This is a genomic window from Polaromonas sp. (genome assembly GCF_031411155.1).
Classification (GTDB): domain Bacteria; phylum Pseudomonadota; class Gammaproteobacteria; order Burkholderiales; family Burkholderiaceae_C; genus Polaromonas.
This window is the reverse complement of sequence record NZ_JANOAL010000008.1, coordinates 1-17,737: the sequence shown is the minus strand read 5'-3', so window position 1 is coordinate 17,737 and position 17,737 is coordinate 1. Positions and strand designations below refer to the sequence as shown.

At 64.6% G+C, this 17,737-nt stretch carries 14 protein-coding genes; 6 read left to right on the top strand and 8 right to left on the bottom strand.

The genetic code is table 11. From position 1 onward, the window contains the following. Nucleotides 1-34: 34 nt before the first annotated feature. The 4 genes from glmM to RMO23_RS00365 form a co-directional block, all read right to left on the bottom strand. Nucleotides 35-1,366 (bottom strand): phosphoglucosamine mutase, encoded by a 1,332-nt coding sequence (glmM, locus tag RMO23_RS00380; RefSeq protein WP_309677980.1) that lies wholly within the window; start codon nucleotides 1,364-1,366, stop codon nucleotides 35-37. A 47-nt stretch (nucleotides 1,367-1,413) separates the two neighbouring features. Beyond that, on the bottom strand, nucleotides 1,414-2,277 hold the full coding sequence (gene folP / locus RMO23_RS00375; RefSeq protein ID WP_309677977.1) for a dihydropteroate synthase: 864 nt from the start codon (nucleotides 2,275-2,277) through the stop codon (nucleotides 1,414-1,416). 83 nt (nucleotides 2,278-2,360) lie between these two features. After that, a complete protein-coding gene (gene ftsH / locus RMO23_RS00370) occupies nucleotides 2,361-4,289 on the bottom strand; it encodes an ATP-dependent zinc metalloprotease FtsH (RefSeq protein WP_309677975.1) in 1,929 nt (642 codons plus the stop codon). A 135-nt stretch (nucleotides 4,290-4,424) separates the two neighbouring features. Further along, nucleotides 4,425-5,186, bottom strand: coding sequence for an RlmE family RNA methyltransferase (locus tag RMO23_RS00365; RefSeq protein ID WP_309677973.1), 762 nt, complete (start codon nucleotides 5,184-5,186; stop codon nucleotides 4,425-4,427). Nucleotides 5,187-5,227: 41 nt separating this feature from the next. Here RMO23_RS00365 and RMO23_RS00360 point away from each other — a divergent pair, with 41 nt between their 5' ends. From RMO23_RS00360 to RMO23_RS00350, 3 genes are all read left to right on the top strand, one after another. Beyond that, complete coding sequence (locus RMO23_RS00360) at nucleotides 5,228-5,704, top strand: YhbY family RNA-binding protein (protein ID WP_309677971.1); 477 nt, start codon at nucleotides 5,228-5,230, stop codon at nucleotides 5,702-5,704. A gap of 89 nt (nucleotides 5,705-5,793) precedes the next feature. Then, entirely contained in the window at nucleotides 5,794-7,860 is a 2,067-nt protein-coding gene (locus tag RMO23_RS00355; RefSeq protein ID WP_309677969.1) for a M3 family metallopeptidase, read from the top strand. A 68-nt stretch (nucleotides 7,861-7,928) separates the two neighbouring features. Continuing rightward, nucleotides 7,929-8,585, top strand: a complete 657-nt coding sequence (locus RMO23_RS00350) for a glutaredoxin family protein (RefSeq protein ID WP_309677968.1) — start codon at nucleotides 7,929-7,931, stop codon at nucleotides 8,583-8,585. Between the two features lie 21 nt (nucleotides 8,586-8,606). Here the strand turns inward: RMO23_RS00350 and rpiA are convergent, their stop codons facing one another. Continuing rightward, nucleotides 8,607-9,278, bottom strand: a complete 672-nt coding sequence (gene rpiA, locus RMO23_RS00345; RefSeq protein ID WP_309677966.1) for a ribose-5-phosphate isomerase RpiA — start codon at nucleotides 9,276-9,278, stop codon at nucleotides 8,607-8,609. Nucleotides 9,279-9,356: 78 nt separating this feature from the next. Here rpiA and RMO23_RS00340 point away from each other — a divergent pair, with 78 nt between their 5' ends. From RMO23_RS00340 to RMO23_RS00330, 3 genes are all read left to right on the top strand, one after another. Next, complete coding sequence (locus tag RMO23_RS00340; RefSeq protein WP_309677964.1) at nucleotides 9,357-10,409, top strand: quinone-dependent dihydroorotate dehydrogenase; 1,053 nt, start codon at nucleotides 9,357-9,359, stop codon at nucleotides 10,407-10,409. Nucleotides 10,410-10,584: 175 nt separating this feature from the next. Then, nucleotides 10,585-12,687 (top strand): NADPH-dependent 2,4-dienoyl-CoA reductase, encoded by a 2,103-nt coding sequence (locus tag RMO23_RS00335; protein ID WP_309677962.1) that lies wholly within the window; start codon nucleotides 10,585-10,587, stop codon nucleotides 12,685-12,687. A 373-nt stretch (nucleotides 12,688-13,060) separates the two neighbouring features. After that, complete coding sequence (locus RMO23_RS00330) at nucleotides 13,061-14,071, top strand: lyase (protein ID WP_309677960.1); 1,011 nt, start codon at nucleotides 13,061-13,063, stop codon at nucleotides 14,069-14,071. Between the two features lie 52 nt (nucleotides 14,072-14,123). Here the strand turns inward: RMO23_RS00330 and RMO23_RS00325 are convergent, their stop codons facing one another. From RMO23_RS00325 to RMO23_RS00315, 3 genes are all read right to left on the bottom strand, one after another. Continuing rightward, nucleotides 14,124-16,457: a transglycosylase domain-containing protein gene (locus RMO23_RS00325; protein WP_309677994.1), complete on the bottom strand. Its 2,334-nt coding sequence runs from the start codon at nucleotides 16,455-16,457 to the stop codon at nucleotides 14,124-14,126. Between the two features lie 293 nt (nucleotides 16,458-16,750). Further along, on the bottom strand, nucleotides 16,751-17,368 hold the full coding sequence (locus tag RMO23_RS00320) for a TMEM175 family protein (protein WP_309677958.1): 618 nt from the start codon (nucleotides 17,366-17,368) through the stop codon (nucleotides 16,751-16,753). Between the two features lie 101 nt (nucleotides 17,369-17,469). Beyond that, nucleotides 17,470-17,737, bottom strand: a 268-nt coding sequence (locus RMO23_RS00315) for a DnaB-like helicase C-terminal domain-containing protein (protein ID WP_309677956.1), incomplete at its 5' end; no start/stop codon positions are given.

Genomic DNA, 17,737 nt, shown 5'->3' with positions numbered 1-17,737 from the left:
GGGCTGGAGGCTTGTTTTGCTTAAAAAAGCGGTTTCAGGAACGCACCGTGTCGGCCACGCGCTCGGCGCAGGCTCTGGCCTGGCCCGCATCGCGCGCTTCGACCATCACCCGCAGCAGCGGCTCGGTGCCGCTGGCGCGAATCAAAATGCGGCCGGTGTCGCCCAGTTCATCTTCCACGGCCCGGGTTTCGCTGGCCAGCGAGTCGCTGGATTTCCAGTCCTGGCCGGGTTTGAGCCGCACGTTGATCAGGGTCTGCGGAAACAGCACCACATCGCCCAGTAGCTGGGCAATGGTCTTGCCGCTGCGCACGCAGGCCTGCAACACCTGCAGTGCGCTGATCAGGCCGTCGCCGGTGGTGTGCTTGTCCAGCGCCAGCAGGTGGCCCGAGCCCTCGCCGCCCAGCAGCCAGCCGCGCTTTTCAAGTTCTTCGAGCACGTAGCGGTCACCGACCTTGGCCCGCACAAACTCGACACCCCTGGCTTTAAGGGCCAGCTCCACCGCCATGTTGGTCATCAGCGTGCCGACGGTGCCGGGCACTTTTTCTCCGCGAGCCAGCCGCTCATTGACCATCAGGAACAGCACTTCGTCACCGTTGAAAAGCCGGCCATCGGCATCCACCAGTTGCAGCCGGTCGGCGTCGCCGTCCAGCGCGATGCCGTAATCGGCCTGGTTGGCCCTGACCGCCTCAATCAGCGCCTGTGGGTGCGTGGCGCCCACCTCGTGGTTGATATTGAGCCCGTCGGGCGCGCAGCCAATGGCAATGACCTCGGCGCCGAGTTCATGAAACACCAGCGGCGCAATGTGATAGGCCGCGCCATGGGCGCCGTCGACCACGATCTTCAGGCCCTTCAGGGTCAGGTCATGGGCAAAGGTGCTTTTGCAAAACTCGATGTAGCGGCCCGCCGCATCGTCCAGGCGGCGCGTCTTGCCCAGAGTGGCCGAGTCGGCCCAGACCGGCGGCTGTTCCAGCGCGGCTTCCACCGCCAGCTCCCAGGCATCGCTGAGCTTGGCGCCCTGGGCGCTGAAAAACTTGATGCCATTGTCGGCAAAGGCATTGTGGCTGGCGCTGATGACCACGCCCAGGCTGGCGCGCTGCGCCCGCGTGAGGTAGGCCACGCCGGGCGTGGGCAGCGGCCCGAGCAACACCACATCGACACCGGCCGAGTTGAAGCCCGACTCCAGCGCGCTTTCCAGCATGTAGCCGGAAATTCGGGTGTCCTTGCCGATCAGCACGGTCGGCCGCGCTTCAGTCTGGCGCAGCACGCGGCCCACCGCATGGGCCAGCCGCAGCACAAAGTCTGGCGTGATCGGTGGCTGGCCGACCGTGCCGCGAATGCCGTCGGTGCCAAAGTAGTTACGGGTCATGGTTGCAGTCCCTGTGCGTCTGATGTTGTAAGAATAAAGCTCGTATTTTAGGCGGGCCACGCCGCCGCCCAGACCTTGAGGGCCTGCACGGTTTCATGCACGTCATGCACCCGCACCACGCGGGCGCCGCGTTCCACCGCCAGCAGCGCAGCAGCCACGCTGGGCACCATGCGCTCGGCAATGTCGAGTTGCGCCACCACGCCCAGCGAGCTGCCGCAAACGGCGGCCAGCGAAGACTTGCGCGACCAGGCGGCCAGCAGCGGGTAACCGGCCGCCAGCAACTCATGCTGCCGCCCCAGCAGCGAGAAATTTTGCGCCACGGTCTTGCCAAAGCCCACCCCCGCGTCCAGCACGATGCGGTTTTTTTGCACGCCCGCCCTTTGCAGCGCCTGCGCCGCCTGCTGCAAAAAAGAGAGCACCTGCGGCACCACATCGCCCTCCATAGGCGCGGCCTGCATGGTTTGCGGCTCGCGGTGCATGTGCATCAGGCAAACGCCGCAGCGCGGGTGGCCAGCCACCACCGCGCTGGCGCCGGGCTGGCGCAGCGCCCACACGTCATTGATGATGTCGGCGCCCAGGTCGAGCACCGCCTGCATGACCTGGGGTTTGTAGGTGTCGACAGACACCGGCACGCCCAGCGTGACCGCGTGCCGCACCACCGGCAGCACCCGCGCCAGTTCTTCGGCCAGCGGCACGGGCGGCGCGCCGGGGCGGGTCGATTCACCGCCAATGTCCAGCAGCTCGGCGCCCTCGGCAATCAGCTGTTCGCAATGCGCCAGCGCGCCGGCGGACCCGCCGCCCAGTGAGAAGTAACGACCGCCGTCCGAGAAAGAGTCGGGCGTGACATTGACAATGCCCATGACGCGCGGTGATGTCAGGTCAATCTGAAAGCGTGAAGTTTGCCAGATCACGATAGCTTGCAAAAAAAGAATCGGTTGTCAGAAATAGAAAAACCGGGGACCAGCCCCGGTTGTCATGGAATCAATGCGCCGGCTCAAGCCACCGTGGGCGCCGGGTCGGTGCTGACCGCCGGGCTGCCACCGCTGGGCGGGCCGCCGCTGCCGCCACCGACCGATGAATTGCGCGGCGTCCAGTCTTTGGGCGGGCGCGGCTCCTTGCCGGCAATGATGTCGTCCAGTTGCTCGCCGTCAATGGTTTCCCATTCGAGCAGGGCCTTGGCCATGGCGTGAATCTTGTCCTGATTGTCTTCAATCAGCGTACGCGCCACGGTGTACTGCTGGTCGATGATGCGGCGCACCTCGCCGTCGACCTTTTGCAGGGTGGCTTCGCTCATGTTGTTGGTCTTGGTGACCGAGCGGCCCAGAAACACTTCGCCTTCGTTCTCGGCATAGACCATGGGGCCCAGCGCCTCGGTCATGCCGTAGCGCGTGACCATGTCGCGGGCCAGCGCGGTGGCGCGTTCAAAGTCGTTGCTGGCGCCGGTAGTCCTCTGATGCATGAAGACTTCCTCGGCGATGCGGCCGCCAAACAGCATGCTGATCTGGCTCAGCATGTACTCGCGGTCATAGCTGTAGCGGTCTTGCGCCGGCAGGCTCATCGTCACACCCAGGGCGCGGCCACGCGGAATAATGGTCACTTTGTGCACCGGGTCGCACTTGGGCAGCATCTTCCCGAGCAGCGCGTGGCCAGACTCGTGGTAGGCCGTGTTGCGGCGCTCTTCCTCGGGCATGACCATGCTCTTGCGCTCCGGGCCCATCAGGATTTTGTCTTTGGCTTTTTCAAAGTCCTGCATCTCGACCACACGCGCACTGCGGCGGGCAGCCATCAGGGCAGCTTCGTTGCACAGGTTGGCCAGGTCGGCGCCCGACATGCCGGGCGTGCCGCGTGCAATCACGCTGGGGTTCACGTCCTGGCCGAGCGGCACCTTGCGCATGTGCACATTCAGAATCTGCTCGCGGCCGCGAATATCGGGCAGCGTGACATAGACCTGGCGGTCAAAACGGCCGGGGCGCAGCAAGGCGGCGTCCAGAATGTCGGGGCGGTTGGTGGCCGCCACCACGATCACGCCGACATTGGTTTCAAAGCCGTCCATCTCGACCAGCATCTGGTTCAGCGTCTGCTCGCGCTCGTCATTGCCGCCGCCCAAGCCCGCGCCACGCTGGCGGCCGACGGCGTCAATCTCGTCGATAAAGATGATGCAGGGGGCGTTTTTCTTGGCGTTTTCAAACATGTCGCGCACGCGGGCAGCGCCCACGCCGACAAACATTTCCACGAAATCAGAGCCCGAGATCGAGAAGAAAGGCACCTTGGCTTCGCCGGCAATGCCTTTGGCGAGCAGGGTTTTGCCGGTGCCCGGAGGGCCGACCAGCAGCAGGCCGCGCGGAATGCGGCCACCGAGTTTCTGGAACTTGGCCGGGTCTTTCAGGAAGTCGACGACTTCCTTGACTTCTTCCTTGGCTTCGTCGCAACCGGCCACGTCGGCAAAGGTCACCGGATTGGTCGACTCGTCAAGCATGCGCGCCTTGGATTTGCCGAAGCTGAACGCGCCGCCCTTGCCGCCACCCTGCATCTGCCGCATGAAGTAGACCCACACGCCGATCAGCAGCAGCATTGGACCCCAGCTGACCAGCAGGGTCATGAGCAGCGAGCCTTCTTCGCGGGCCTTGACGTCAAACTTCACGTCATTGGCAATCAGGTCGCCGACCAAGCCGCGGTCCAGATAGGTGGCAGTGGTGCGGATTTTGCGATCGTCGGTGGTGGTGGCGGTGATTTCGGTGCCGCCCTGGCCTTCGGCGATGGTGGCTGCCTTGATGCGCTTGCCGCGCACTTCTTCAAGGAACTCGGAATAACCCAGGTAATTGGAGCCTGCACTGCCGCGTGTATCAAATTGCTTGAAAACGGTGAACAGCACCATGGCGATCACCAGCCAGATTGCAATTTTTGAAAACCACTGATTGTTCAAGGATGACTCCGATGTAAGAACCCAAAGCAGATGGGATGGCACATGCGCCTGATTTTAGGCCTTTCAAGGCCAAAAACCCGATAAACCCTGTAAACCGCCGATTACATCCTTTGGTTTGGCAGGGGAATAGCCGGCTTATTTAAGACCGGTACCGGTCAGGAAAGTTTCCGACGAGCCAGGACGCGAGGCCTTGGGCTTGAAGCGCTTGACCACCCTGAACGTGTCCTTGAACAGCTTGACCAGCTCGTCATAGCCGCTGCCATGAAACAGCTTGACGACCAGCGTGCCGCCCGGTTTCATGTGGTTCTGGGCAAACTCCACGGCCAGCTCCACCAGATGGGCAATGCGCGCCGCATCGGCCGACTCGATGCCCGAGAGATTCGGCGCCATGTCCGAAATCACCAGATCTACCCGCGCCGGGCCTTGGTCGGTGGCCAGGGCCTGCTCCAGTTTTTGTAACACCTCGGGTTCGCGAAAATCGCCCTGGATGAAGGTCACGCCCTCGATCGGCTCCATCGGCAGCAGGTCCAGTCCGATGATGCGGCCATTGAGGTCGCCGGCCGCCGCGCCGCCCGGTGACAGTTTGCGCCGCACATACTGGCTCCAGGCGCCGGGTGTGCTGCCCAGATCCACCACGCAGTCGCCCGGCTTGATCAGGCCCAGGGTTTCGTCGATTTCCTTGAGCTTGTAGGCCGCGCGGGCGCGGTAACCCTCTTTCTGGGCCAGTTTCACATAGGGGTCGTTCAAATGGTCGTGCAGCCAGGCCTTGTTGAGTTTCTTGCCCTTGGTGCCGGCGCGCGGGTCCACCTTGGGCGCGGCCGGGGCGCCGGGCTTGACATTGGCTCTGGGCGCGGGCTTGGGGCTCGCACCGGCGGCCTTCTTGGTATTAACTTTCATGGGGCTATTGTCCACTTGTGGACTGCACCGATAATTAAGCCATGGCTCAAATACAACTTACCCCCGCCCAGCGCAAAGACCACCGCGCCAATGCCCACCACCTCAATGCCGTGGTGATGATTGGCTCTGACGGCTTGACGGATGCCGTCAAGAAAGAAACCGATGCGGCGCTCAACGCCCACGCCCTGATCAAGGTCCGCGTCCAGTCGGACGACAGGGCCGGCCGCGAAGCCATCTTCCAGACCCTGGCCGACGAGCTCAACGCCGCGCCCATCCAGCACATCGGCAAGCTGCTGGTGCTGTGGCGCCCGATGCCGGAAAAAGAAAAAAAGGTCAACGAAGACCGCATGCCCGGCCCGCGCGACGTGAAAGTGCTGAAAAACAGCTCGCGTTACGGCCAGCGGCCCGAGGTCAAGGTCTTGCGCGTGCTCGGCAACCAGCGCCTGACGCCGGGCGGCACCGTCAAACGCGCCAAGAAGCCCCAGCTCAGAAGCCTCAAGAAGCGCTCGCAGGACTGAGCTTGTCTTCTTTGCGCGCTGGCAGATGGTTTGATGCCGCCCATTCATGGGCTCTTTAGATTTACCCCACCCGCCCACAGCTAAACGTCATGACCAATCCACTCCTCGACTTTTCTGACCTCCCGCTGTTTGACCGCATCCTGCCCGGGCATGTCAGCCCGGCCATCGATGCGCTGCTGGTGAAAGCCGATGCCGCGCTGGAGCAGGTCACGGCCGCCGATTTTCCGGCGCGCTGGGGCGATATTGCCGGCGTGCTCGACGTGGCGACCGAACACCTGGGCCGGGCCTGGGGCGCGGTGAGCCACCTGAACAGCGTGGCCGACACCCCCGAGTTGCGCGCCGCCTACAACGCCGCCTTGCCCAAGGTGACCGAGTTCTGGACCCGTCTGGGTGCCGATGAGCGCCTGTATGCCAAGTACAAGGCGATTGACGTGGCGAGCCTGAACACCGAGCAGCGCCAGGCCCACAAAAACGCCATCCGCAACTTTGTGCTGTCAGGCGCCGAACTGACGGGCGCGGCCAAGGAACGCTTCGCCAGAATCCAGGAACGGCAGGCCGAACTGAGCCAGAAGTTCAGCGAAAACGCGCTTGATGCCACCGACGCCTTTGCCTACTACGCGCAGGAAGGCGAACTGGCTGGCGTGCCGGCCGATGTGATTGAGACCGCCCGCGCCCAGGCCGAGGCCGACGGCCAGCCGGGCTACAAGCTGACCCTGAAAATGCCGAGCTACCTGCCGGTGATGCAGTTTGCCGCCAGCTCCGCGCTGCGGGAAATTCTTTACAAGGCTTACACCACCCGCGCCAGCGACCAGGCCCCGGCCGAGTTCAGCCAGTTCGACAACAGCGCGGTGATGCGCGAAATTCTGGCGCTGCGACTTGAAGAGGCGCAGCTGCTCGGTTACAGCAACTTCGGCGAAGTGTCGGTGGTGGCCAAAATGGCCCAGTCCCCCGAAGAAGTCATCGCTTTTTTGCGCGACCTGGCCCAGCGCGCCCGCCCCTATGCCCTGAAAGACGTGGCCGATTTGCGCACCTTTGCGGCCGAAAAGATGGGCCAAACCGACCCGCAACCCTGGGACTACGCCTACGTTGGCGAAAAGCTCAAGGAAGCGCGCTACGCCTTCAGTGAGCAGGAAGTCAAGCAGTATTTCACCGCGCCCAAGGTGCTGGCGGGTTTGTTCAAGATTGTCGAAACCCTGTTCGAGGTCGCCATTCGCCAGGACACGGCCCCGGTCTGGAAGCCCGGCGTGGCGTTTTACCGCATTGAACGCGAGGGTCGCCTGGTCGGCCAGTTTTACCTCGACCAGCCGGCCCGCACCGGCAAGCGTGGCGGCGCCTGGATGGACGATGTGCGCGCGCGCTGGCTGCGCCCCGACACCGGCAGGCTGCAAACGCCGGTGGCGCACCTGGTCTGCAATTTCGCCGATGGCGTGGGCGGCAAGCCGGCCCTGCTGACGCACGACGACGTGACCACCCTGTTCCACGAGTTCGGCCACGGCCTGCACCACATGCTGACCCAGGTCAACGAGCGCGATGTCTCGGGCATCAGCGGCGTCGAGTGGGATGCGGTCGAGTTGCCGAGCCAGTTCATGGAAAACTTCTGCTGGGAGTGGGACGTGCTCAAGCACATGACGGCCCATGTCGAGACCGGCGAGCCGCTGCCGCGCGCGCTGTTTGACAAGATGCTGGCCGCCAAAAACTTCCAGAGCGGCATGCAGACGCTGCGCCAGGTCGAGTTTTCGCTGTTCGACATGCTGCTGCACACCGCGCACCAACCGGCGGACGACCTGATGGGCCTGCTCAACGAGGTACGCAAGGAAGTCGCCGTGATTCCCTCACCAGCCTACAGCCGCACCGCGCACACCTTCAGCCATATCTTCTCGGGCGGCTATGCGGCCGGCTACTACAGCTACAAATGGGCCGAAGTGCTGTCGGCCGATGCATATGCGGCGTTCGAAGAAACCGCTGCCGCGGCCCAAGACCCGCAAGGCCTGGATGGCGAGCCCGGCAAGACCACGGTGACCGTGGAAACCGGCAGAAAATACCGCCAGGCCATTCTGGAAGCCGGTGGCAGCCGTCCGGCGATGGAGTCATTCAAGGCCTTCCGCGGCCGCGAGCCTTCGATTGATGCGCTGCTGCGCCATCAGGGCATGGCCTGACAACCAGCGTTGGCCCGGCTGCGTTCAACATGGTGCGTGACCTTGTAATCAAGACTGACTGGAAACCGATGAAATCAAACGCTGTGAAATTTTTGGCCCTGGCCGCTGTGATTACCGTGGCCGGCAGTTTTTTCTCGCCGCTGGCGCAGGCCCAGCAGGTCTACCGCATCGTCGGGCCAGACGGCAAGGTCACCTTTTCTGACCAGCCGCCGCCGGCCGCCAGCGGCGGCAAGGTCAGCACGCGCAAGGCCGCCACGGGCGAGGTTTTGGCCTCCGCCGGCTTGCCATTCGAGCTGCGCCAGGTGGCCGGCAAGTACCCGGTCACGCTCTACGCTGGGGACAACTGCAACCCCTGCGGTGCGGGACGCTCCATGCTCACCAGTCGCGGCATTCCGTTTACCGAAAAAACCATCAGCACCAATGAGGACGTCCTGGCCCTGCAGCGCCTGAGCGGCGACTCCTCGCTGCCCTTTTTGACCATAGGCAGCCAGCAGCTCAAGGGCTTTTCGGATGCCGAATGGACGCAGTTTTTGAACGCCGCCGGTTATCCGGCCACATCGGTGCTGCCCGCCAGCTACCGCCGCCCGGCCGCGACGCCGCTGGTGGCGGTGACGGCGCCACCCGCCGCCGCAGCGTCGGCACCCGGCGTCACGGCCGGCAACGCCACGCCGCCCGCCCGCCCCGCTGCCCAGCCCAACGAGAACCCGGCCGGCATCAAGTTCTAAAACCGGTCCGGTTTTTTCGACTCAGAACACCAGCGTTTTCACGCCGCCCGGTGCGCCCAGCAGGCAGACGCTGGCCTTCTGGAAAGCAAACACGCCCACCGTCACCACGCCCGGCCACTGGCTCACCAGGGTTTCAAACGCCAGCGGGTCGGTGATCTTCAGCCCGGTAACGTCCAGAATCTGCTGGCCGTTGTCGGTCACCAGGGGCGCACCGTCTTTGAGCCGCAGGGTCGCGGCGCCGCCCATGGCCGCAAACTGGCGCGCAATGCGCCTGGCCGCCATCGGAATCACCTCGACCGGCAGCGCAAAGCCGCCGAGCGTCTGCACCAGCTTGGATTCATCGGCAATGCAGACAAACTGGCGCGACTGCGCCGCCACGATCTTTTCGCGCGTCAGGGCCGCGCCGCCGCCCTTGACCATGTTGCCCGCATGATCGATCTCGTCGGCTCCGTCGATGTAGACCGCCAGCTCGTCCACCTCGGTCGCGTCAAACACCTTAATGCCCAGCGCCTGCAGCCGTTCGGTGGACGCCACCGAGCTGGACACGGCGCCGGCGATCTGGTCTTTCATGCTGGCCAGCGCATCGATGAATTTGTTGACGGTGGAGCCGGTGCCGACACCGACGATGGTGCCGGGCTTTACGTACTGCAGGGCGGCCTGGCCGACCAGGGTTTTGAGTTCGTCTTGGGTCATGTGAGGGCTGTGTGAGTTGGGGAGTGAATCGGTTTTGCGACAATGCAGGTCTTTTTATCGCACCCGGCAAATTATCCAATGTCCCTGCTCCCCTATGCCCTGGCCCGCCCGGTTTTATTTGGGCTCGACCCCGAAACCGCCCACGAACTGACGATGGCCTCGCTGGCGCGCACCCAGGGAACGCCCTTGTCGCTGGCCTACTGCGCCAACCGCGTGCGCGACCCGATCGAGCTGGCCGGCCTGAAGTTTGCCAACCGCATCGGCCTGGCCGCCGGGCTCGACAAAAACGCCCGCTGCATCGACGGCCTGGCCGCCATGGGCTTTGGCTTTGTCGAAGTCGGCACCGTCACGCCCAAGGGCCAGCCCGGCAACCCCAAGCCGCGCATGTTTCGCCTGACGCAAGCCAACGCACTGATCAACCGGCTGGGCTTTAACAACGACGGGCTGGAGGCCTTTCTGGCGAATGTCAAAAAGTCGGCCGTGCGCCAGAAAAACACCGGCAACCCGCTGCTGCTGGGCCTGAACATCGGCAAGAACGCCGCCACGCCGATTGAAAACGCGGTCGACGACTATCTGGTCTGCCTCGACGGCGTTTACCCGCATGCCGACTACGTCACCGTCAACATCTCCAGCCCCAACACCAAAAACCTGCGCGCCCTGCAAAGCGACGAAGCGCTGGACGCGCTGCTGGGCCGCATTGCCGAGCGCCGCGAAACGCTGGCCAGCCCACACGGCAAACGCGTGCCGATTTTTGTCAAGATCGCGCCCGACCTCGACGAGGCCCAGATCGAGGTGATTGCCGCGACGCTCAAGCGCCACGCCATGGACGGGGTGGTCGCCACCAACACCACGCTGAGCCGCGATGCGGTCAAGGGCATGCGCCACGCAGACGAAGCCGGCGGCCTGAGCGGCGCGCCGGTGCTGGCCGCCAGCAATCAGGTCATAGCCCAGTTGCGCGCGGCACTGGGCCAGGGCTTTCCCATCATTGGCGTGGGCGGGGTGATGAGCGGGGCCGATGCGGTGTCCAAGATCAGGGCGGGAGCCGACGTGGTGCAGATTTACACCGGCCTGATCTACAAGGGCCCGGAACTGGTGACCGAAGCCGCACTGGCGATCAAAAACAGCCTCTAGCTCATATAGAACGTGCACATACTGCTATTTAATTAATAGCAATCACAGCCCTTGCGGCGCTTTCAGGGTTTGCCCGCAGCCCCGGTAGAGCCTGCCCCCTAGAGTGCGGGGCGCGCGGCCGGGCGGCGCACGCCAGCGACTACCATGCAGGCAGTTTTGCCCCGGAGACCCGCCCTTGCCTACGCCTGCCGCCCTATCGCCCTCACCTTCCTCGCCATTCCCGCACCTGCTGGCCCCGCTGGACCTGGGCTTCACCACCCTGAAAAACCGGGTGCTGATGGGCAGCATGCACACCGGCCTGGAAGACGGACGCAAGCACTTTCCGGCCATGGCGGCCTACTTTGCCGAGCGGGCGCGCGGCGGCGTCGGCCTGATGGTGACCGGCGGCTTTGCGCCCAACATGGCGGGCTGGACCAAGCCCTTTGCCGGCATGCTCGCGTCATCGGGCGCGGCGCGGCGCCACAAGCAGGTGACCGACGCGGTGCACGCCGAGGGCGGCAAGATTGCGCTGCAGATCTTGCACACCGGCCGCTACGGCTACCACCCGCTGTGCGTGGCGCCCTCGCGCATCCAGAGCCCGATTTCGCCGTTTACCCCGCACGCGCTGAGCGCCGCAGGCATTGAGCGGCAAATCCGCGCCTTCATCCGCTGCGCGCAGCTGGCGCGCGACGCCGGTTTCGACGGCGTCGAGATCATGGGCAGCGAAGGCTATTTCATCAACCAGTTTCTGGTCACGCACACCAACCAGCGCACGGACGAATGGGGCGGCCCCTACGCCAACCGCATGCGCCTGGCCACCGAAATTGTGCGGCGCACGCGCGAAGCCGTCGGGCCCGATTTCATCATCATCTATCGCCTGTCCATCATCGACCTGATTCCGGACGGCAGCAGCTGGGACGAAGTGGTGCAACTGTCCAAGGCCGTGCAAGCCGCTGGCGCAACCCTCATCAACAGCGGCATCGGCTGGCACGAGGCGCGCGTACCGACGATTGCCACCTCGGTGCCGCGCGGCGCCTTCACTTGGGTGACGAAGAAACTGCGCACCGAGTTGCGCGCGGCCGGCGTGATGATTCCGCTGATCACCAGCAACCGCCTCAACACGCCCGAGGTGGCCGAACAGGTGCTGGCCGACGGCAGCGCCGACATGGTCAGCATGGCCCGGCCCTTTCTGGCCGACCCCGAATTTGTCAACAAGGCCGCGCAGGGCCGCAGCGTTGAAATCAACACCTGCATCGCCTGCAACCAGGCCTGCCTGGACCATGCCTTCAAGGCCAGGCTGGCCAGCTGCCTCGTCAACCCGCGCGCGGTGCATGAAACCGAACTCGTCATCCGCAGGGCGCCGGCCAAAAAACGCGTCGCGGTAATTGGCGCCGGCCCGGCGGGCCTGGCCGCCGCCACCACGCTGGCCGAGCGCGGCCATGCAGTTCACCTGTATGACGCCGCCGACCAGATCGGCGGCCAGTTCAACCTGGCCAAGCGCGTGCCCGGCAAGGAAGAGTTCGAGGAAACCCTGCGCTACTTCGGCCAGCGCATCACACGCACCGGCGTCACGCTGCAGCTGAACACCCGCGTCAGCGCGGCCGAGCTGATCGCCGATCGATTCGACGAAGTGATCCTGGCCACCGGCGTGACGCCGCGCAACCCGCGCATCCCCGGCCAGGACCACCCCAGGGTGCTGAGCTACATCGACGTGCTGCTGGGCCGCCAGCCGGTGGGCCAGCGCGTGGCGCTGATTGGCGCGGGCGGCATTGGCTTTGACGTGGCGGAGTTTCTGGTCACGGCGCCGGGACACTCCAGCGCGCTCGATCTGCCCGCCTGGCTGGCCGAATGGGGCGTGGCCGACCCCGGCACCGTGCGCGGCGGCGTGGTGCGGCCACAAATCAGCCCGCCGGTGCGCCAGGTCACGCTGCTGCAGCGCAAGCCCGGCAAGCTGGGCAAGGGCCTGGGCAAGACCACCGGCTGGATCCACCGCGCCGCGCTGAAGATGAAAAACGTCGAGATGCTGTCGGGCGTGAACTATGAACGCATTGGCGTGATGAATGGGGAAGGCGCGGGCCTGGGCCTGTTCATCACCTTTGGCGAAAAGCGCCAGAACGGCACGCTGCTCGAAGTCGACAACATCGTGCTGTGCGCCGGCCAGGAGCCGCTGCGTGAGCTGCTGGAGCCGCTGCGCGCGGCCGGCATCAAGACCCACCTGATAGGCGGCGCCGACGAGGCCACCGAACTCGACGCCAAGCGCGCGATCGACCAGGGCACGCGGCTGGCGGCGCTGATGTGAGGCGCCGGGCTGGTTTTCCCGCTGCTGACCGGTTTCTCGGTTTGGGACCTCCAGCGCAGCATTTCAGGGGTCAAATCGGCCCCCAGCCCAGGTAATACGCTGGCAGTTTGCTATTAATTAGATAGCATAATTGGTGCCCGCCAGCGCTGCCTGGCTGCGGGCGCCAACTGCATCCGGTTTGAGCGGGATCATGCAGAGCCCCGGGTTCGCCAGGGCTGCAATACCTGCTCCACCAAAACCCCTGCTTGACGACCTGAAAAGGCGGCCGCCACGCCGCCTTGTTTCCTTGGACGACCCAGGCCCTTGCGTTGCGCCATGCCTTGCCGCCAGAATGGCTGGCCAGGCTTAACCCGAACGCGCAGGAGGTAGTGCGATGCAGACCCATCCGTTTCAGCTCAGTCGGCGCAGCGCCCTGCTGGCGCTGCCCGTCGCGCTGTGCCTTCCCCGCGTTGGGCAGGCGCAGGCGCCCGCTCCGCGATTGCAGTCCTGGCCGCTCAACACGCCGCGCGCCACCGGCATTCACGACCTGGCGCCCGCGCCCGACGGCGGCGTCTGGTTTTCGGCGCAGCGCAGCGGGCACCTGGGCTGGTTTGACCCGCGCAGCGGCAAGTCGGAACTGGTTCCCCTCGGCAATGGCTCGTCGCCGCATGGCGTGATTGCCGGGCCCGACGGCGCGGCCTGGCTGACCGACGGCGGGCAAAACGCGATGGTCCGCGTCAGCTGGCCGGGGCGCGAGGTCAAGCGCTTCCCCCTGCCCGCCGGCACGCCCTACGCCAACCTCAACACCTGCGCCTTTGACGGTGACGGCGACCTGTGGTTTACCGGGCAAAGCGGCTATGTGGGCAAGGTGGCGGTGCGCAGCGGTGCGGTCAGTGTCAAGGACTCACCGCGCGGGCCCGGGCCCTACGGCATCTGCGCCACGCCCAGGGGCGATATCTGGTGGTGCTCGCTGGCCAGCAATTTCATTGCACAGATTGACCGCAAAACTGGCGAGTCGCGCGTCGTGGAGCCGCCCACGCCGCGCCAGGGCGCGCGCCGCGTCTGGTCAGACAGCCGGGGCCGCATCTGGGTGGCCGAATGGAACAGCGGCAATCTGTCGGTGCACGACCCGGCGCTGGGCAGCGGCGCCAGCAGCTGGCGCAGCTGGAAAGCGCCCGGCGCCGCACCGCAGGTGTACGCGGTCTATGTGGATAACAGGGACATGGTCTGGGCCGCCGAATGGGGCCATAACGCGATGCTGCGCTTTGATGCGGGCAGCGAAAAGTTTGAGGTGATCGCGCTGCCGCGACCGTCGGCCAACATCCGGCAGATCCTGGGCCGGGCCGGCGAGGTGTGGCTGCCCGAAAGCGGCACCGAGTTTATTTCGGTGATCAGGACTGCCTGAACGGCCAACCCGAGGACCACTACCCGCCGTGGCCCACGCGGTTGAGGCCTGTTTACTGACTAGCGCCAGCGCCGGGCTCGACCCGGCTGGGGACACTGGGTATCCAGATGGCACCCGGATCGGGCGGCTCCACGCGCCTGGAAAATTGCGGACCGGGCACGGAGATTTCAGCTTGCGGCACCGGCACCGGCATGGCCTGATTGGGGGCCTCGGGCAGCACCACGATGCCTGTTTCGGCCGGGTTTTCGGCCTGCGGTTCGCTGGCGGGCGGCGTCATGCCGTTAAGTGCGGCGTTTTCCTGCCCCAGCGTTGGGTCAACCCCGCCGCCCTCTCGGGGCGCCGCAAAGCGCGCCTGCGGGTCGACCACGCGGGCGCGCAGCGACTGCTGAAAGAACTCGCCGACGATGGGCAGCGCGCTGTGCGCGCCCTGGCCCCAGTAGTCGCTCAGCGTGACCCGGTTGTCGTTAAAGCCGACCCAGGCGCCGGCCACCAGTTGCGGGTGCATCAGGATGAACCAGCCATCGGTGTTGTCCTGCGTGGTGCCGGTCTTGCCCGCCACATCGGCCTGAATGCCGTAGCTGCTGCGAATGCCGGCGCCGGTGCCGCGGTCGATCACGCCGCGCATCACATCCAGCAGCGTCTGGGCGCTGGTTGCCGACATCGCCTGCTCTGCCAACGCACCCGGAAACACCTCCAGCACCTTGCCGCTGCGGTCTTCCACCTGGGTCACCAGCATCGGCTCAATGTAGCGGCCGCTGTTGGCAATGGTGCCGTAGGCCGAGACCATTTCCTTCAGCGTCACCGGGCTGGTGCCCAGCGCCAGCGACGGCACCTCTTCGAGCTTGCTCTGCCGCACGCCCATGGCCTGCGCCAGCTTGGCTACCCTGGCCGGACCGACGGTCTGCATGACCTGGGCGGTGATGGTGTTTTTGGAATACACCAGGCCCTCGCGCAGGCTCATGGTGCGGCCGCTGGGCGGCCCGGCGTCGGTGGGGCGCCAGACCGCGCCACCGCCCATCGAAATTTCCACCGCCTGATCCACAAAACCGTCGGTGGGCCGGGCGCCCTGCTCAAACGCCGCGCCGTAGACAAACGGCTTGAAGGTCGAGCCGGGTTGCCGGCGCGCCTGCTGCACATGGTCGAACGGGTCCTGGCTGTAGTCGCGGCTGCCGACCCAGGCCATCACATGGCCGTTGCTCGGGTCCAGCGCCAGAAATCCGGCCTGCAAGCGGGTCTTGTCCTGGCGCAGCGCCTGCATCAAGGCCGGGTCGGCCTGCAGCTGCTTTTGCGCCAGTTCGTCGCTCAGGCCGGACTCGCGCCCCGCCTTGTATTCGGCCGTGTCACGCACAAAGGTGCGTACCAGCTCTTTTTTGGCAGCCCAGGCGCGCGGGCTCCATTCGGCACTGGCCACGCCCTGCAGCCGGTCGCCCTGATGCTTGACCGCCTGGTTGGCCAGCCGCTGCAACCGCGAGTCGATGGTGGTGCGCACCACCAGGCCATCGGCATAAATGTTGTAGTCATTGCGGTCGGCCCATTCAATCAGCCAGCGCCGCAAATACTGCGTGAAATGCGGCGCCGGGCCGAGCGGCTCGGTCTGGCGCTCAAAGTCCACCTTGAGCGGCCTTTTCTTCAGCGCATCAAGTTTTGCCGCCGCCAGCTTCTGGTGCTTGACCATCTGGCCCAGCACGGTGTTGCGGCGCTGCAGCGCACGGTCCGGGTTGATCACCGGGTTGTAGTAGCTGGTGCCCTTGAGCATGCCGATCAGCGTGGCGCTTTCGAGCACATCGAGCTGGTCGGCCGACTTGTCAAAGTAGGTGCGCGCCGCCATCTCGATGCCGTAGGCGTTGTAGAGAAAAGGCACGGTGTTGAGGTAGGTCTCCAGAATCTCGTTCTTGGTGTAGACCGACTCGATCTTCAGCGCCGTGATCAGCTCCTTGATCTTGCGCGTCAGCGTCTGCGCGCGGCCGACCTGATCGGGGTAGAGGTTGCGGGCCAGTTGCTGCGTGATGGTCGAGCCGCCCTGGGTGTCGCCGCCAAAGGTGTGCAGCACGGCCGAGGCGGTGCGCTTGAGGTCAACCCCATGGTGCTCGTAAAAACGGTGGTCTTCGGTCGAAATCAGGGCGGCAATCACGTTGGGTGAAATGTCCGCCAGCTTGACCCAGTTGCGATTGGCCCGCTGGAACACCGCCAGCTCCTTGCCATCAACCGACAGCACGCGCGCCGGTTGCTGCGACTTGGCCTTGCTGATGTCCACGATGCTGGGCGTGAACGGAATCAGCACCAGCACATACAGCAGCACCAGCACCGGCAAGGCAGCCAGCGTCAACGCCACACCGCGCCGTGTGGGGTGGCGCACACGGCGAACGATGTCAGCCGCGAAATTCATCGTAAATAGCTTGAGGCGGGACAGGAACGGTTTCATGGGTTTATGAGTCTAGGGCTGAAGGCGCCCTGAGGCTGTAGGACGGGGCTGAGTCATTGTGCACGGCGAAAAAGCCGACATCCGGCAAGGGGTGATGGCGGAATCAATGGCCCATCGAGGTTATATATAGCGGAAGAGATGCCTTGCCGCGTTGCCTCGCCGACAGACCATTCCCGGACAGACCATTTCCGTCTCGTATGCTATGAAATCAATAGCCTTGTGCGCCCTATTGGTCCGGGCTGGAAGCACTTAAGACATTAAACGGAGTCTGTCCCAGATCGACCTGACCGCCGTGACAGCGCGGCAATCCTGTTTTCCAGCCGCCGATCAGGCACCAGCCACATCAGGGCCACAAAAACAAAGAAGCCCAGACCCACCCAGGCAGAAACAAGCCATGCGCCCAGGATGCCCGCGATATACAGGACGGGCGAGATTTTTCCCTTCAGGTCGCGCCCCAGTGCCGTCGCCAGTTGGGATTGCGGCCCCTGGTGCCTGACAATGACGGTCTGGAGCAGGTAGTAGGCGATCGCGCAGCACAGCAAGTTGAGGCCATACAACACCGTGGGCCAACGCTCGAAATGGTTCTCGCCCATCCAGCCGGTGGCAAAAGGCAGCAGGGACAGCCAGAACAGCAGATGAAGGTTCGCCCACAGCACGCCGCCGTTGATGGACTCCGTCAATTGAAACATGTGGTGATGGTTGTTCCAGTAAAGACCGATGTAGACAAAGCTCAGGGCGTAGCTCAAGAACACCGGCCACAGCGGCGCCAGCGCCGATAGCCCGGCACCATGCGGGACTTTCATCTCAAGCACCATGATGGTGATGATGATGGCGATCACCCCATCGCTAAAGGCTTCAAGCCGGCTGGTTTTCATGGGTTTTAATCGGGTTGCCCGAGTTCAGGAGAATTTCGATGCATCAGCCCCCACCACCGCAGCGGCGGCGAGGAAATTCGCTCTTGCAGCGTGAGGCGGCTTCAGTAGTCTCCAGTTGCTCCGCTGGCCAGACTCTCAAACTTGGTGATCCGGTTGATGAACGCCAGCTTCACCGTGCCGGTCGGGCCGTTGCGCTGCTTGCTGATGATGACCTCGGCCACGCCGGGTTCCTTGCAGGCTTCCTTGGTGTAGTACTCGTCGCGGTAGATGAACATGATGATGTCGGCGTCCTGCTCGATGGCGCCGGATTCGCGCAGGTCGCTCATCATGGGGCGCTTGTCGGTGCGCGACTCGACGCCGCGGCTGAGC

What these genes read in the sequence shown, in the direction of transcription:
- glmM (WP_309677980.1), bottom strand. Translation starts at nt 1,366, where the DNA reads ATGACCCGTAACTACTTTGGCACCGACGGCATTCGCGGCACGGTCGGC.
- RMO23_RS00365 (WP_309677973.1), bottom strand. Translation starts at nt 5,186, where the DNA reads ATGAAAGTTAATACCAAGAAGGCCGCCGGTGCGAGCCCCAAGCCCGCG.
- RMO23_RS00360 (WP_309677971.1), top strand. Translation starts at nt 5,228, where the DNA reads ATGGCTCAAATACAACTTACCCCCGCCCAGCGCAAAGACCACCGCGCC.
- RMO23_RS00355 (WP_309677969.1), top strand. Translation starts at nt 5,794, where the DNA reads ATGACCAATCCACTCCTCGACTTTTCTGACCTCCCGCTGTTTGACCGC.
- RMO23_RS00350 (WP_309677968.1), top strand. Translation starts at nt 7,929, where the DNA reads ATGAAATCAAACGCTGTGAAATTTTTGGCCCTGGCCGCTGTGATTACC.
- rpiA (WP_309677966.1), bottom strand. Translation starts at nt 9,278, where the DNA reads ATGACCCAAGACGAACTCAAAACCCTGGTCGGCCAGGCCGCCCTGCAG.
- RMO23_RS00340 (WP_309677964.1), top strand. Translation starts at nt 9,357, where the DNA reads ATGTCCCTGCTCCCCTATGCCCTGGCCCGCCCGGTTTTATTTGGGCTC.
- RMO23_RS00330 (WP_309677960.1), top strand. Translation starts at nt 13,061, where the DNA reads ATGCAGACCCATCCGTTTCAGCTCAGTCGGCGCAGCGCCCTGCTGGCG.
- RMO23_RS00325 (WP_309677994.1), bottom strand. Translation starts at nt 16,457, where the DNA reads ATGAATTTCGCGGCTGACATCGTTCGCCGTGTGCGCCACCCCACACGG.
- RMO23_RS00320 (WP_309677958.1), bottom strand. Translation starts at nt 17,368, where the DNA reads ATGAAAACCAGCCGGCTTGAAGCCTTTAGCGATGGGGTGATCGCCATC.